Below are 14,672 nucleotides of genomic sequence, written 5' to 3'. Positions count from 1 at the left end.
GTGCGCACCGGGGGGCTCGAACTGCCGGTCCGCACCGCGCTGCCCGCCCTGGCCGGGGCGTTGGAGGAGCACGGCGCGGCGGTGCTGTCCGCGCCGCCGGGCACCGGCAAGACCACCCTGGTGCCGCTGGCGCTGGCGGGCCTCGTGGACGCTTTCCCGGGCCCGCCGCGCCGGGTGCTGGTCGCCGAGCCGCGCCGGCTGGCGGTGCGGGCGGCGGCCCGGCGGATGGCCTGGCTGCTGGGCGAGCCGCTGGGCGATGGGGGCACCTCCCAGCCCCCCCGGGGCTGGGGGAAGGTCGGCGGGCAGGTCGGGTTCACCGTGCGCGGCGAGCGCCGGGTCGGCCCGGACACCGTGGTCGAGGTGGTCACCACCGGCGTCCTGCTGCAACGCCTCCAGCGGGACCCCGAGCTGCCGGGCGTCGACACGGTGATCCTCGACGAGTGCCACGAGCGGCACCTGGACGCCGACACCGCGCTGGCGTTCCTGCTGGACGTCCGGGCGGCGCTCCGCCCGGAGCTGCGGCTGCTGCTGGCCTCGGCCACCGCCGACACCGACGCCTGGGCCGAACTGCTGGACGGCGCGCCGGTGGTGGCCGCCGAGGGCGTCTCGCACCCGGTCGAGACGGTGTGGGCGCCCCCGCCGTCCGCCGTCCGCCCGCCGCACGGGACGCGGGTCGACCCCGCGCTGCTGGAGCACGTCGCGGCGACGGTGCGCCGGGCGCTCGCCGAGAGGGACGGGGACGTGCTGTGCTTCCTGCCGGGCGTGGGCGAAATCGCCCGGGTGGCCGGGCAGTTGGGCGGCGTCGAGGTGCTTCAGCTGCACGGGCAGGCGCCGCAGGCGGTGCAGGACGCGGCGCTGAGCCCGGGCGAGCGGCGGCGGGTGGTGCTGGCCACCTCGGTCGCCGAGTCCTCGCTGACGGTGCCGGGCGTGCGGGTGGTGGTCGACTCCGGGCTGACCAGGGAGCCGCGCACCGACCACGCCCGCGGCCTGTCCGGGCTGGTCACCGTCCGCACCTCGCTGGCCGCCGCCCGGCAGCGGGCCGGCCGGGCCGGGCGCGAGGCCCCCGGCACGGTGTACCGGTGCTGGGCGGAGGTGGAGGACGCCCGCGCGGCCCGCTTCCCGACGCCCGAGATCGCGCTGGCCGACCTGACGTCGTTCGCCCTCCAGGCCGCCTGCTGGGGCGACCCGGACGCCGCCGGCCTCGCTCTCCCCGACCCGCCGCCGGCCGGGGCGATGGCCGCCGCCCGCGGCACGCTGCGCGCGCTGGACGCGGTGGACGCCGACGGCCGCCCCACCGACCGCGGCCGGGCGATCGCCCGCACCGGCCTGCACCCCCGGCTGGCCCGCGCCCTGCTGGACGGCGCCCCGGCCGTGGGCTCCCGGCGCGCCGCCGAGCTGGTCGCGCTGCTCTCCGAGGAGCCGCCGCGCGCCCTCGGCGACGACCTGGCCCACATCTGGCGCACCGTCAAGCAGGGCAACGACCCGTACGCGCGCCGCTGGAAGGAGGAGACCCGCCGGCTGGAACAGCAGGTCGACAGGTCGTCGGGCGGATTCTCGGACGCGGCCGCCGCCGGGCTGGTGGTCGGCCTGGCGTACCCGGAGCGGCTGGCCCGGGCCCGGGAGGGCGGCGAGGGCGCGTACCTGATGGCCTCCGGAACGGCGGCCCAGGTGCAGGGCGGCTCGCGGCTGCCGGCCGGCGGGTGGCTGGCGATCGCGGTGGCGGACCGGCCCGCCGGGTCGCCGTCGGCGCGGGTGTTGCGGGCGGTGGCGATCGACGAGGCGACGGCCCGCCGGGCGGGCGGGCCGCTGCTGGACGGGCGCGAGGAGGTCCACTGGTCGTCCCGGCAGCGGGAGGTGACGGCGCGTCGGGTGGAGACCCTCGGCGCGATCGAGCTCGCCGCGGCGCCGCTGACCTCGCCCGATCCGGCGCTGGTGCGCGAGGCGCTGCTGGAGGGGCTCGCCCGCGAGGGCGTCGGCGCGCTGCTGTCCTGGCCGCCGGCCGCGACAGGGCTGCGCGAGCGGCTGGCGTTCCTGCACCGCACCCTCGGCGGGGTGTGGCCGGACGTGTCCGACGCGGCGCTGCTGACGTCCGCCGAGGAGTGGCTGGAGCCGGAGCTGTCCCGGGCCCGCCGCCGCGCCGACCTGGAGCGGATCGACACCGCCGCCGCCCTGCAACGCCTGCTGCCGTGGGCGAGCGGACAGGCCGGCCGGCTGGACGAACTGGCCCCCGAGCGGATCACGGTGCCCACCGGCAGCCGGATCCGGGTCGACTACTCGGGCGACCGCCCGGTCCTCGCCGTCAAGCTCCAGGAGCTGTTCGGCTGGGACGCCGCCCCCGCCCTGGCCGACGGCCGCGCCCCGCTCACCGTCCACCTGCTCTCCCCCGCCGGCCGCCCGGCCGCCGTCACCGGCGACCTCGCCGCGTTCTGGCGCGAGGGCTACCGCGCCGTCCGCGCCGACCTGCGCGGCCGCTACCCCCGCCACCCCTGGCCGGAGGACCCGACCACGGCCGAGCCCACCCGCCGCGCCAATCCGCGCAAGTGACGCCGCGTCGGGTCAGCCGGCGCGGAGCGAGGACGGCGAGGCGCCCGGGTTCGGCGCGGCCGGGCTGAGGGACAGGATCGGCCCGCACGCCATCAGCCGGCCCGACTGGTTGTAGTGGCAGTCCGGGTTCCGCGTCGACCTGGTGTCGTCGCTGTTGGGGTGCGTCCCGGGCGTCGCCTCGGTGATCGGCTTCCACGTCGCCTTCGGCTTCGTCCCCGTCGCGGTCGACCGGGGCGTGGCGGCGGCCGTGGTCTCCGGTTCCCCGGTCGGGCTCGGGCTCCCGAGGGGTGACGGCGAGTCGGCGGGCGTGGGCGACGCGGTGGGCGTGGGCGGGGCGCTCCCGCTCGGCGTCCCGGCGACCACCGCAGCGGCCTGCGGCGGGGTGGCCGGCTGCGGGGCGGGCCCCGAGTGCGCCGCCCACAGCATCCCGCCGGCCACCACCGCGACCGCGGCCGACACGATCCCCGCCCGTGCTCTTCCGCCCTGCGGCGCCTTCATCCCGCCCCACCCCTCGCCCACCTGCCGAACGTGCGCGCGGAGCCTACCGGTCGGTGCGCACCCAGTCCTCGGCGAGGACCGCCATGTCGATGTCGTCGATCCACTCGTCGCCGTACCGCAGCACCTGCCGGCGGACGCCCTCGACCTTGAACCCGGCCTTCTCGTAGGCGCGTTGGCCGCGCCCGTTGAAGGCGTAGACGCCGAGCGAGACCCGGTTCAGGCCGAGCGCGCGGATGGCGTGGTCGGTGACGAGCCGGACGGCCTCGGTGCCGAAGCCGCGGTCGCGGCCGTCGGGGCCGATGCAGATGCGGAGGTTGCAGGAGCGGTTGGCCTCGTCCCACTCGTTGAGGACCACCTCGCCGACGCCGCGCCCGGTCGACCTGTCGACGATGATCAGGTCGAGCCGGTCGGTCTGCTCGTTGCGGGTGGAGTACCACTCGACGACGCGCTTCTCCATCGCCTCGTCCCACTCGGGCGCGACGGGCGTGTACACGGGGGAGGTGTACCGCAGCACGTCCGGGTCGTCGAGCATGACGCGCAGCCAGGGCAGGTCCTCCTCGGCGTCGACCGGCCGGAGGATGATCCGCTCCCCCTCCAGCGTCGGCTTGTCGGCGAACGTGGCGGTGGGCGCGTGGAGTTGATCAGTCATCCGGCCAGTCTCCGGGCCCCGGGCGGAGGCCTGCAAACGATTTGGCCGCCCGGGGCCCGGGGCCGGTGGAACTAGTGCGCGGCCGCCTCCCAGTCGGCGCCGATGCCGACCGAGACGTCGAGCGGGGCGCGCAGCGGGTAGGCGTCGGCCATCTGTTCGCGGACCAGGGCCTCGACCTGCTCGCGCTCGCCGGGGGCGAGTTCGAGGACGATTTCGTCGTGCACCTGGAGCAGCATCCGGGACGTCAGGCCGGCGGCGCGCAGGGCGTCGTCCACCCGGAGCATGGCGATCTTGACGATGTCGGCGGCGGAGCCCTGGATGGGGGCGTTGAGGGCCATCCGTTCGGCCATCTCGCGGCGCTGGCGGTTGTCGCTGGTGAGGTCCGGCAGGTAGCGGCGGCGGCCGAGCAGGGTCTCGGTGTAGCCGACGGCGCGGGCCTCCTCGACCACGTTGTGCAGGTAGTCGCGGACGCCGCCGAAGCGCTCGAAGTAGGTGTCCATCAGGCCCTGGGCCTCGCCGGGCTTGATGCCGAGCTGCTGGGACAGGCCGTACGCCGAGAGCCCGTAGGCGAGGCCGTAGGACATGGCCTTGATCTTGCGGCGCATCTCGGCGTCGACCTCGTCGCGGGCGACCGAGAAGACCTGGGAGGCGACGGTGGTGTGCAGGTCCTCGCCGGAGGCGAAGGCCTCGATCAGGGCCTCGTCCTCGGACAGGTGGGCCATGATGCGCAGTTCGATCTGCGAGTAGTCGGCGGTGAGCAGCGACTCGTAGCCCTCGCCGACCACGAAGGCGCGGCGGATGGCGCGGCCCTCCTCGGTGCGGACCGGGATGTTCTGCAGGTTCGGGTCCTGGGAGGAGAGCCGGCCGGTGGCGGCCACCATCTGGTTGAAGGTGGTGTGGATGCGGCCCTGCGGGGAGACCGTCTTGAGCAGGCCCTCGACGGTGGTGCGCAGCTTGGCCTGGTCGCGGTGGCGGAGCAGGATGACCGGCAGTTCGTTGTCGGTCTGGGTGGCGAGCCAGGTGAGGGCGTCGGCGTCGGTGGTGTAGCCGGTCTTGATCTTCTTGGTCTTGGGCAGGTTGAGGTCGCCGAAGAGGATCTCCTGGAGCTGCTTGGGCGAGCCGAGGTTGAACTCGCGGCCGGCGGCGGCGTGCGCCTCCTCGACGCAGCGCTGGATCTCGGCGGCGAACTGGGCCTCCAGGCCCTGGAGCCAGGCGCGGTCGGCGGCGATGCCGTAGCGCTCCATCCGGGCGAGCAGGGCGGCGATCGGCAGTTCCATGTCGTGGAACAGCTTGTCGGCGCCGACCTCGGCGAGGCGGGTGTCGAAGAGTTCGGCGAGGTCGTGGACGGCGCGGGCCTCGGTCATCAGGGTCTGGGCGCCGGCCGTCGGGTCGGGCTCGTCGGCGTCGAAGGTGAGCTGGCCGGTCTCGGCCTGGGCGGCGGCGGGGGCGAGCGAGCGGGCCAGGTACTCCTCGGCGAGGACGTCGAGGGTGAAGGTGCGGCGGCCGGGCTTCTCCAGGTAGGCGGCGAGCGCGGTGTCGGCGGTGACGCCGGCGAACTCCCAGCCCTGTTCGGCGAAGGCGCGCATGACCTGCTTGGCGATGTGCAGGGCCTTGGGGCGCGCGGGGTCGGCGAGCCAGGCGGTGAACGCCCGGTCGTCGGCCTCCTCCAGCGCGGCGGGGTCGAACCAGGCGGCGGCGCTGCCGGTGGCGAGGGCGACCTGCTCGACCTGGCCGGTGCCGAGGGCCCACTCGTAGTCGGCGGCGAGCGCGGTGCGTTCGCCGTTGCCGGTGTGCTCGTCCAGCCAGGCGGCGAGCGCGCCGGGGACGGTGAGCAGGTCGCCCTCGACGGCGGGGCCGGTGGGGAGGTCGGCGGCGGCGGTCTCGGCGCCGGCCGGGTCGATGCCGTGCACCCGGTCGCGGAAGTTGGGGTTGCGGAACTCCAACGCCTCCATCAGCCGGGCGATTTCCTCCCGGTCGAACGGCGTGCGCTCCAACTGGGTGACGCCGAGCGGGAGTTCGACGTCGCGGACGAGTTCGGTGAGGACCCGGTTGCGCTTGACGGAGTCGAGGTGCTCGCGCAGCTTCTCGCCGATCTTGCCCTTGACCTCGTCGGCCCGCTCGACCAGCGCGTCGAACGAGCCGAACTGGTTGACCCACTTGGCGGCGGTCTTCTCGCCGACGCCGGGGATGCCGGGCAGGTTGTCGGACGGGTCGCCGCGCAGCGCGGCGAGGTCGGGGTACTGGTCGGGGCGCACGCCGTACTTCTCGGCGACCGCCTCGGGCGTGTAGCGCTTCATCTCCGAGACGCCCTTGGTCGGGTAGAGCACGGTGACGTGCTCGTTGACCAGCTGGAGCGAGTCCCGGTCGCCGGTGACGATGAGCACCTCGAAGCCCTCGGCCGCGGCGGCGGTGGCGAGGGTGGCGATGATGTCGTCGGCCTCGAAGCCCTCGGCGGTGAGCCGGGGGATCTTCATGGCGTCGAGGAGTTCGCCGATCAGCGGGATCTGGCTGCGGAACTCGTCGGGGGTCTTGGCGCGGTTGGCCTTGTACTCGGGGAACTCGGCGGCGCGGAAGGTCTGCCGGGAGAGGTCGAAGGCGACCGCGAGGTGGGTGGGCGCCTCGTCGCGGACGGTGTTGACCAGCATCGAGGTGAAGCCGTACACCGCGTTGGTGTGCTGGCCGGTGGTGGTGGAGAAGTTCTCCACCGGCAGGGCGAAGAAGGCCCGGTAGGCCATCGAATGCCCGTCCAGCAGCATCAGCCGGGGCCGCCCGGCCGCACTCTTGCCTGCACCCTGTGTCGCCACGTCACGTCCTGTTCCTGCCGGATTGCACTGCCGTCCCCGATCCTATGGCCCGGGGCCGACATCTCCCGGCGCGGCGCGGAGCACCTCCCTACCGGCGGGTAGACAGTCGTACGATCGACGCGCACAACGAAGTGAACCCCCCGAACAGGAGCACCATGACCGACGCGGCGCCCGTACTGAAAGTGCCCCAGGACGTGCTGGACCACTTCGCGAAGCTGGGGGTGAGCCCGGAGACCTTCTCGGGCGGCCACCTGGGCGAGAAGCTGGGCATCACCATCGTCGAGGCCTCCCCGGACCGGGTGGTGGGCACCATGCCGGTGGAGGGCAACCAGCAGCCGTACGGGCTGCTGCACGGCGGGGCGTCGGCCGCGCTGGCGGAGACGCTCGGTTCGATCGGCGCGATGCTGCACGCCGGCCCGGGCCGCTACGCGGTGGGCGTGGACCTGAACGCCACCCACCACCGCTCGGCCACCTCCGGCCTGGTGACGGGCGTGGCGACGGCGGTGTTCAAGGGCCGCACGGCGGCGACCTACGAGATCGCGGTGACGGACGACACCGGCCGCCGGATCACCAGCTGCCGACTGACCTGCATGCTGCGCGACCTTTAGCCGAGAAATCCCCAACTCCCCACGCGCCCCCTGGGTTTGGCCGCTTCCCGGCACGGGAAATCTCGGCTGGACGAGGGGGCGCCGTCATGCCTGCAGACAGTGAGAGACCGGGCGAGCCGGGGGGCTTCCTCGGCCCGGTGGAGCCGGGCGAGGGGACGTGGACGCAGCTCCGGCTGTACACGGAGGTTCCGCCGCGGCTGCTGAGCAGACGCCTGAAGACGCTGCTGGTCGTACTGGCGCTGGCGCTCGCGCTCTTCCTGACGGCCCGTCACGCGATCGAGCGATCCGCGGCCGCCGCGCCGCCGTCACCGCTGCTGCCGTTCCCCTCGCAGTCCACCCGGTTCGGGTACGGCGGCCCGCTGCCGGCCGGGGAGGACTCGTTCGCGCTGTCGCTGACGGTGCACAACTCCGGCGCCGGCCAGGTCGAGGTGCTGGGGGTGAGCCAGGGGTACCGCGGGCTGTCGGTGCTGGTGGGCGGCTGGCTGCCGCAGGCGGTCCAGCCGGGGCAGACGGTGTCGCTGCGGATCGGCCTGAAAGTGACGGACTGTTCGGCGGCCCCGGCGGACGCCGGAATGCCCTTCCTCGATGTAACACTGCGTAACACGCGCGCCATGGAGACGACAAGTCAGATTCTGGGCGATTCCTACGCCCGCGACCTCTCCGCGGCACTGCACGCGACCTGCGACGCTCCCGATAATCGAACAGCGGCGACCAGCTCAGGCAGCCCGGACAAACCTGTCCGATAAGCGGATCTCCCCATGCTGACTTGGGAGTTGAGAAACCCAACCATTCGCACGGCGGCTCGAAGCCCGGCCTCGCGGGCCCCACCTGCGGCTTTGGCTCACACTCCGAGATCAACTTCCGGCGTGGTCATAACAAGAGAATCACAGCCTCAGTCGCCCCACTGCCCGAGCCGCCGCGCCCGGTCTAGAGTCACGCCCAGTCACCGGCCGTCCGATTTTCGGGCTCGGTCGACGCGTTCCGGCACCGCCAGCCCTGTGCGCGTGTCCAGTCCAGAAGGAGACCCACGTCGTGCGAAAGAGCTCACTTCTTGTCGTGACCATTGCAGTTACCGGAGCGCTCACCCTCTCGGCCTGTGGCTCGCGCGGCGCCAAGTCCGGCTCGGACAACGCGGGCGGCGGCACCACCAAGGTCGTCATCGGCGTGGACGCCCCGATCAGCGGCAAGCTGTCCGCGCTGGGCCTGGGCATCAAGAACTCCGCCGACCTGGCCGTCCGGAAGGCCAACAAGGACAACCTGGTCCCCGGCGTCACCTTCGCCCTGGAGGCCAAGGACGACCAGGCCAACCCGACCTCCGGCAAGCAGAACGCCGCCGCCCTGGTCGACATGAAGGACGTCGTCGGCGTGGTCGGCCCGCTGAACTCCAGCGTCTCGCAGACCATGCAGAAGGTCTTCAACGACGCCAAGCTGACCCAGGTCTCCCCGGCCAACACCAGCCCCGAGCTGTCGCTCGGCCCGGACTGGGGCAGCAGCAAGTTCACCCGCCCGTACGCCTCGTACTTCCGCACCGCCACCACCGACGTGGTGCAGGGCAAGTACGCCGCCCAGTACCTGTTCACCGAGGCGAAGAAGACCAAGGTCTACGTCATCGACGACAAGAAGACCTACGGCGCGGGCCTGGCGGCCATCTTCCAGGACGAGTTCAAGAAGCTCGGCGGCACCGTGGTCGGCACCGACCACATCAACCCGGACGACAAGGACTTCTCCGCGGTCGCCACCAAGGTCGCCTCCTCCGGCGCCGACTCGGTGTACTACGGCGGCGAGTACCCGGAGGCCGGCCCGCTCAGCGACCAGATCAAGAAGGCCGGCGCGAAGGTCCCGCTGATGGGCGGCGACGGCATCTACGACCCCGAGTTCATCAAGCTCTCCAACAACGACAGCGAGGGCGACCTGGCCACCTCGGTCGGCGCCCCGGTGGAGGAGCTGGACTCCGCCAAGACCTTCGTCGCCGACTACAACGCGGCCGGCTACAAGGACGCGTACTCCGCGTACGGCGGCTACTCGTACGACGCCGCCTGGTCGATCATCGAGGCCGTCAAGGCCGCGGTGGAGCACAACGGCGGCAAGGTGCCCGCCGACCTGCGCACCAAGGTGCTGGCCGAGATGGCCAAGGTGAACTTCGCCGGCGTCACCGGCCAGGTCTCCTTCGACCAGTACGGCGACACCACCAACAAGCAGCTCACCGTCTACAGCGTCAAGGGCGGCGAGTGGAAGGCGGTCAAGAGCGGTACCTACAACGGCTGACCCTGCCACCTGCACCAGCCGCTGTCCGGCGGGGGGCGCCACAAGTGCCCCCCGCTCTCTCATACCCCCTATCCACGGAGGCCCGCGGTGCACGAACTGCCGCAAAATCTGGCCAACGGACTGATGCTCGGCCTGATGTACGGCCTGATCGCCATCGGGTACACGATGGTCTACGGCATCGTCCAGCTCATCAACTTCGCCCACGGCGAGATCTTCATGATCGGCGGCTTCGGGGCACTGACCGCCTACGCGGCGCTGCCGCACGGCACTTCGCTCTGGCTGGCCCTGCCGGTCATGATCCTGGGCGGCGTGATCGCCTCCGTGCTCACCGCCACCGCGGCCGAGCGGTTCGCCTACCGGCCGCTGCGCACCGCGCCCAGGCTGGCGCCGCTGATCACCGCGATCGGCCTGTCCATCGCGCTCCAGCAGGTGGTCTGGGCGTTCTACCCGGGAGCCAAGAAGGCCATCTCCTTCCCGCAGTTCGAGGGCGGCAACGTCGGCTTCGGCCTGTTCCACCTCCAGCGCAACGACCTGTTCCTGCTGGTCGCCGCGCCGCTGTGCATGCTGATCCTGGCCTCGTTCGTCCGTTTCACCCGCACCGGCCGGGCCATGCAGGCCACCGCGCAGGACCCGGACACCGCGAAGCTGATGGGCATCAACACCGACCGGATCATCGTGATCGCCTTCGCGCTGGGCGCGGCCTTCGCCGCCGTCGCGGCCGTGGCGCACGGCCTGAGGTACGGTCAGGTCGACTTCATGATGGGCTTCCTGGCCGGTCTGAAGGCCTTCACCGCCGCCGTCCTGGGCGGCATCGGCAACATCTACGGCGCGATGCTCGGCGGGCTGGTCCTCGGCGTCGCCGAATCGCTGGCCACCGCGTACATCCAGAACGTCCCCGGCATGCACCAGCTCGGCGGCGGCGCCTGGGCCAACGTCTGGGCGTTCGTCCTGCTGATCGTCGTGCTGCTGGTCAGGCCACAGGGCCTGCTCGGCGAGCGCGTCGCGGATCGGGCGTGAACAGATGACCACAACCACCCACGAGACCAAGCCCGTTCTGCCGCTGCCCGGCGCCGCGGCGCTCGCCGCGACGGTGGCCGGCGGGGTGCTGGCCGCCGCGTCCGCGGCGATGTCCTGGACCTGGACCGACGCGTTCCCCGGCGACCTCACCTACTACGCCTCCCCGGCCGGCCTGCAGTGGCTGGCGCTGGTCGGCGGCGTGCTGACCGCGCTGCTGGCACTCGCCGCCCACGGGCTGAAGGGCCTGCGGTGGCTGAGCCCGTCCGGCAGCCACAACGGCGTGCTGTTCGCCGCCCTCGGCACCCTCGCGGTGTGCTGGTACTCGGTCGTCGCGATCACCGTCGAGCTCGACGGCCTGGTCAACCTCGACCCGGGCGGCTGGGTCGCCGCGGTCGGGTCGCTGATCGCCGTGCTCGGCGCGCTCGGCCTGCCGCTGGACCGCCGACGCACCGTCAAGCAGCCTGTCGTGGCCCGGTGGTGGTACCTGGTGGCGGCCGTCGCCGCGGTGCTGCGCCTCGGCTTCGGCCAGGGCTGGGCGCTGCACGCCGTCCCGCCCGGCATCCGGCCGGTCTTCACCGAGAACCTGTGGTTCTTCGTCGCGGTGCCGGTGGTGATCCTCGGCTTCCGGCTCTGGTTGCTGCTGGACGCCTGGCTGCGGATCGGCCGGATCGAGCGCCCGCTGCCCGCCGGCCGCCCGCTGCCGTCCTGGGCGGAGATCCTGGTGATCACCGCGGTGTTCGCGCTCGGCCTGGGAATGGTCGAGTTCGGCATCTCCACCGAGTACGGCGAGCTGTTCGTCGGCTTCCTGCTGCTGACGGTGTTCGCCACCGCCGCGCTGCTGTCCAGCGGCGCGGTCGGTCGGCTGCGCGAACTGACCGTCCGGCACCGTGCGGTGACCACCGGCGCGGCGTTCGCCGCCGCGGGCGCGTTCCCGTTCACCCAGAACAGCGACCAGTACGTGCTGATCGGGGCGAACATCCTGATCTTCGCCACGGTGGCGCTCGGCCTGAACGTGGTGGTCGGCCTGGCCGGTCTGCTGGACCTCGGCTACGTGGCCTTCCTCGGCGTCGGCGCGTACGCCGCCGCGCTGGTCTCCGGCTCGCCGTACTCGGTGTTCCGCGGCCTGCACCTGCCGTTCCCGCTCGCGGTGCTGATCGGCGCCGCCGCCGCGCTGGTGTTCGGCGTGGTGATCGGCGCCCCGACGCTGCGGCTGCGCGGCGACTACCTGGCGATCGTCACCCTCGGCTTCGGTGAGATCTTCCGGATCGCCATGAACAACCTGGACGGCCGCTCCGGCCCGTCCCTGACCAACGGCCCGAACGGCGTCGCGGCGATCCCGGACGTCAGCCTGTTCGGCTTCGACTTCGGGCAGCCGCACGACTTCGGCTTCGTGCACCTCGGCAAGTTCGGCAACTACCTGCTGCTGATGCTGGTGGTCACCGCGTTCGTCGTGGTGGTGTTCGGCCGGGTCGCCAACTCCCGGATCGGGCGCGCCTGGGTGGCGATCCGCGAGGACGAGACGGCGGCCGAGGCGATGGGCATCAACGGCTTCCGGGTGAAGCTGATCGCCTTCGCGCTGGGCGCCACGCTGGCCGGCATCGCCGGCGCGGTGCAGGCGCACGTGGCCGGCGCGGTCTCCCCCGACCAGTACCAGTTCGCCGGGCCGGTCCCGCCGAACTCGGCGTTCCTGCTGGCCGCGGTGATCCTCGGCGGCATGGGCACCATCAGCGGCCCGCTGGTCGGCGCGGCGCTGCTGTTCCTGATCCCGGCGAAGCTCCAGTTCCTGCAGTCCTACCAGCTGCTGGCGTTCGGCATCGCGCTGATCCTGCTGATGCGCTTCCGCCCGGAGGGGCTGATCGCGAACCGCCGGCAGCGGCTGGAGTTCCACGAGGCCGAGGTGCCCGCGCAGGGCGGCCCGGCCGACGACGCACTCTCGAAGGCAGGGGCGTGAGCACCATGACCACCGAAACCGCCCCCGCCCCGCTCGCCGAACCGGTGCTGGAAGCCTCCGGCGTGGTGATGCGCTTCGGCGGCCTGACCGCCGTCAACCAGGTGGACCTGACGGTCCGCCAGGGCGAGATCGTCGGTCTGATCGGCCCGAACGGCGCCGGCAAGACCACCTTCTTCAACTGCCTGACCGGGCTGTACGTCCCGACCGAGGGCACCGTCACGTACAAGGGGCGGGTGCTGCCGCCCAAGCCGCACCTGGTCACCCAGGCCGGCATCGCCCGGACCTTCCAGAACATCCGGCTGTTCTCCAACATGACGGTGCTGGAGAACGTCCTCGTCGGACGGCACACCCGCACCCGGGAGGGCCTGTTCTCGGCGATCCTGCGCGGGCCCGGCTACCGGCGGGCCGAACAGGAGAGCCGCGAGCGGGCGACGGAGCTGCTGGAGTTCTGCGGCCTGGCCGCGAAGGCCGACCACCTGGCCCGCAACCTGCCCTACGGCGAGCAGCGCAAGCTGGAGATCGCCCGGGCGCTGGCCTCCGACCCGGGCCTGCTGCTGCTGGACGAGCCCACCGCGGGCATGAACCCGCAGGAGACCCGGGCCGCCGAGGAGCTGGTGTTCGCCATCCGGGACCTCGGGATCGCGATCCTGGTGATCGAGCACGACATGAAGTTCATCTTCAACCTGTGCGACCGCACCGCGGTGCTGGTGCAGGGACAGAAGATCGTCGAGGGCGACCGGGAGACCGTCCAGAACGACGAGCGGGTGGTCACCGCCTACCTGGGCGCCCCGCTCGAAGACACCACCGCAACGGAGGCCGACCAGTGAGCGCTCTGCTGGAGGTCGAGGACCTTCGCGTCGCCTACGGCAAGATCGAGGCCGTCAAGGGCATCAGTTTCACCGTCGAACAGGGCCGGGTCACCACCCTGATCGGCACCAACGGCGCCGGCAAGACCACCACCCTGCGCACCCTGTCCGGTCTGCTCCGGCCGACCTCGGGCCGGATCCTGTTCCAGGGCGAGCCGATCGACACGGTGCCCGCGCACCGGATCGTCGCGCTGGGCCTGGCCCACTCCCCCGAGGGCCGGCACATCTTCCCGCGGATGACCATCGAGGAGAACCTGCTGCTGGGCGCGTTCCTGCGGCGGGACCAGGCGGGCATCGCGCAGGACATGGAGCGCGCCTGCACGCTGTTCCCGATCCTCGCCGAGCGCCGGAAGCAGGCCGCGGGCACGCTGTCCGGCGGCGAGCAGCAGATGCTGGCGATGGGGCGGGCGATGATGTCCAACCCGAAGCTGCTGATGCTGGACGAGCCGTCGATGGGCCTGTCGCCGCTGATGATGCAGAAGATCATGGCGACCGTGGTGGAGCTGCGCGCCTCGGGCACCACCATCCTGCTGGTGGAGCAGAACGCACAGGCCGCGCTCTCGCTCTCGGACCGCGCGTACGTGATGACCACCGGCGAGATCACCCTCTCCGGCACCGGCGCGGAGCTGCTGCGCGACGACACGGTGCGCCGCCAGTACCTGGGCGAGGACTGACGGCCGATCAGCACGGTGCCCGCCGTCGGACCTCCGACGGCGGGCACTCTCGCGTCGCGGGCCGGCTCAGCCCTCGGCGGCCTCGGCCTTCTTGCGGTCCTGGGCGGCGCCCTCCTCGATCACGGCCTCGGCGACGGCGGCCATGGTCATCCGGCGGTCCATCGAGGTCTTCTGGATCCAGCGGAACGCGGCGGGCTCGTTCAGCCCGAACTTGGTCTGCAGCACGCTCTTCGCCCGGTCGACCAGCTTGCGGGTCTCCAGGCGCTGCGCGAGGTCCGCGATCTCCTGCTCCAGGGTGCGCATCTCGGTGTAGCGGGAGACCGCCATCTCGATCGCCGGCACCAGGTCGCTCTTGCTGAACGGCTTGACGATGTACGCCATCGCGCCGGCGTCGCGGGCCCGGTCGACCAGTTCGCGCTGCGAGAAGGCGGTGAGCATCAGCACCGGGGCGAGGTGCTGCTCGTGGATCTGCTCGGCGGCGGACAGGCCGTCCAGGACCGGCATCTTGACGTCCAGGATGGCCAGGTCGGGCTTGAGCTCCTCGACCAGCCGCACCGCTGTCGCGCCGTCACCGGCCTCACCGACGACGGTGTAGCCCTCCTCCTCCAGCATCTCCTTGAGGTCGAGGCGGATCAGCGCCTCGTCCTCGGCGATGACGATTCGGGTGATCTGGGGCGAGTCGGTGTCAAGCGGCTGGGCCTGCTCGTCGGCGGTGCTCACGGGGCTCCTCGGTCCGGCGGGGTGCTGCATGCACGAGCCTACCCAGACACGGTATGTTTGGTTCACCACGGTGGGG

General features: G+C 72.5%; 12 protein-coding genes. 8 read left to right on the top strand and 4 right to left on the bottom strand.

The features are described from left to right. On the top strand, positions 1-2,544 hold the full coding sequence (gene hrpB, locus ACIQF6_RS16835) for an ATP-dependent helicase HrpB (protein ID WP_400895241.1): 2,544 nt from the start codon (positions 1-3) through the stop codon (positions 2,542-2,544). 12 nt (positions 2,545-2,556) lie between these two features. Here the strand turns inward: hrpB and ACIQF6_RS16830 are convergent, their stop codons facing one another. From ACIQF6_RS16830 to polA, 3 genes are all read right to left on the bottom strand, one after another. After that, a complete protein-coding gene (locus tag ACIQF6_RS16830; RefSeq protein WP_400895239.1) occupies positions 2,557-3,003 on the bottom strand; it encodes a hypothetical protein in 447 nt (148 codons plus the stop codon). An 82-nt stretch (positions 3,004-3,085) separates the two neighbouring features. Continuing rightward, a complete protein-coding gene (locus ACIQF6_RS16825; protein WP_400895237.1) occupies positions 3,086-3,691 on the bottom strand; it encodes a GNAT family N-acetyltransferase in 606 nt (201 codons plus the stop codon). 71 nt (positions 3,692-3,762) lie between these two features. Then, a complete protein-coding gene (gene polA, locus ACIQF6_RS16820) occupies positions 3,763-6,447 on the bottom strand; it encodes a DNA polymerase I (protein ID WP_400895357.1) in 2,685 nt (894 codons plus the stop codon). 203 nt (positions 6,448-6,650) lie between these two features. On the opposite strand from polA, the gene ACIQF6_RS16815 reads away from it, so the two are divergent. The 7 genes from ACIQF6_RS16815 to ACIQF6_RS16785 all read left to right on the top strand — a co-directional run bounded on the left by ACIQF6_RS16815 (position 6,651) and on the right by ACIQF6_RS16785 (position 13,876). Continuing rightward, positions 6,651-7,103 (top strand): PaaI family thioesterase, encoded by a 453-nt coding sequence (locus tag ACIQF6_RS16815; protein ID WP_014135167.1) that lies wholly within the window; start codon positions 6,651-6,653, stop codon positions 7,101-7,103. Between the two features lie 86 nt (positions 7,104-7,189). Continuing rightward, positions 7,190-7,849: a hypothetical protein gene (locus ACIQF6_RS16810; protein WP_400895233.1), complete on the top strand. Its 660-nt coding sequence runs from the start codon at positions 7,190-7,192 to the stop codon at positions 7,847-7,849. Between the two features lie 286 nt (positions 7,850-8,135). Then, complete coding sequence (locus tag ACIQF6_RS16805; protein WP_400895231.1) at positions 8,136-9,368, top strand: ABC transporter substrate-binding protein; 1,233 nt, start codon at positions 8,136-8,138, stop codon at positions 9,366-9,368. Between the two features lie 87 nt (positions 9,369-9,455). Continuing rightward, a complete protein-coding gene (locus ACIQF6_RS16800) occupies positions 9,456-10,385 on the top strand; it encodes a branched-chain amino acid ABC transporter permease (RefSeq protein WP_400895229.1) in 930 nt (309 codons plus the stop codon). Between the two features lie 4 nt (positions 10,386-10,389). Then, positions 10,390-12,336: a branched-chain amino acid ABC transporter permease gene (locus tag ACIQF6_RS16795; protein WP_400895227.1), complete on the top strand. Its 1,947-nt coding sequence runs from the start codon at positions 10,390-10,392 to the stop codon at positions 12,334-12,336. A gap of 5 nt (positions 12,337-12,341) precedes the next feature. Continuing rightward, on the top strand, positions 12,342-13,163 hold the full coding sequence (locus ACIQF6_RS16790; RefSeq protein WP_400895225.1) for an ABC transporter ATP-binding protein: 822 nt from the start codon (positions 12,342-12,344) through the stop codon (positions 13,161-13,163). Then, on the top strand, positions 13,160-13,876 hold the full coding sequence (locus ACIQF6_RS16785; RefSeq protein ID WP_400895223.1) for an ABC transporter ATP-binding protein: 717 nt from the start codon (positions 13,160-13,162) through the stop codon (positions 13,874-13,876). The genes ACIQF6_RS16790 and ACIQF6_RS16785 overlap by 4 nt, the downstream gene beginning before the upstream one ends. Positions 13,877-13,942: 66 nt before the next feature. Here the strand turns inward: ACIQF6_RS16785 and ACIQF6_RS16780 are convergent, their stop codons facing one another. Further along, positions 13,943-14,626, bottom strand: a complete 684-nt coding sequence (locus ACIQF6_RS16780) for an ANTAR domain-containing response regulator (protein ID WP_400895221.1) — start codon at positions 14,624-14,626, stop codon at positions 13,943-13,945. Between the last annotated feature and the right edge of the window lie 46 nt (positions 14,627-14,672).

Source organism: Kitasatospora sp. NPDC092948 (assembly GCF_044754805.1).
GTDB lineage: Bacteria > Actinomycetota > Actinomycetes > Streptomycetales > Streptomycetaceae > Kitasatospora.
Note: the sequence above shows the minus strand (reverse complement) of the source record. Positions and strands in the feature narration are given on the sequence as shown.

What these genes read in the sequence shown, in the direction of transcription:
- ACIQF6_RS16790 (WP_400895225.1), top strand. Translation starts at nt 12,342, where the DNA reads ATGACCACCGAAACCGCCCCCGCCCCGCTCGCCGAACCGGTGCTGGAA.
- ACIQF6_RS16810 (WP_400895233.1), top strand. Translation starts at nt 7,190, where the DNA reads ATGCCTGCAGACAGTGAGAGACCGGGCGAGCCGGGGGGCTTCCTCGGC.
- ACIQF6_RS16825 (WP_400895237.1), bottom strand. Translation starts at nt 3,691, where the DNA reads ATGACTGATCAACTCCACGCGCCCACCGCCACGTTCGCCGACAAGCCG.
- ACIQF6_RS16780 (WP_400895221.1), bottom strand. Translation starts at nt 14,626, where the DNA reads ATGCAGCACCCCGCCGGACCGAGGAGCCCCGTGAGCACCGCCGACGAG.
- ACIQF6_RS16815 (WP_014135167.1), top strand. Translation starts at nt 6,651, where the DNA reads ATGACCGACGCGGCGCCCGTACTGAAAGTGCCCCAGGACGTGCTGGAC.
- ACIQF6_RS16795 (WP_400895227.1), top strand. Translation starts at nt 10,390, where the DNA reads ATGACCACAACCACCCACGAGACCAAGCCCGTTCTGCCGCTGCCCGGC.
- polA (WP_400895357.1), bottom strand. Translation starts at nt 6,447, where the DNA reads ATGCTGCTGGACGGGCATTCGATGGCCTACCGGGCCTTCTTCGCCCTG.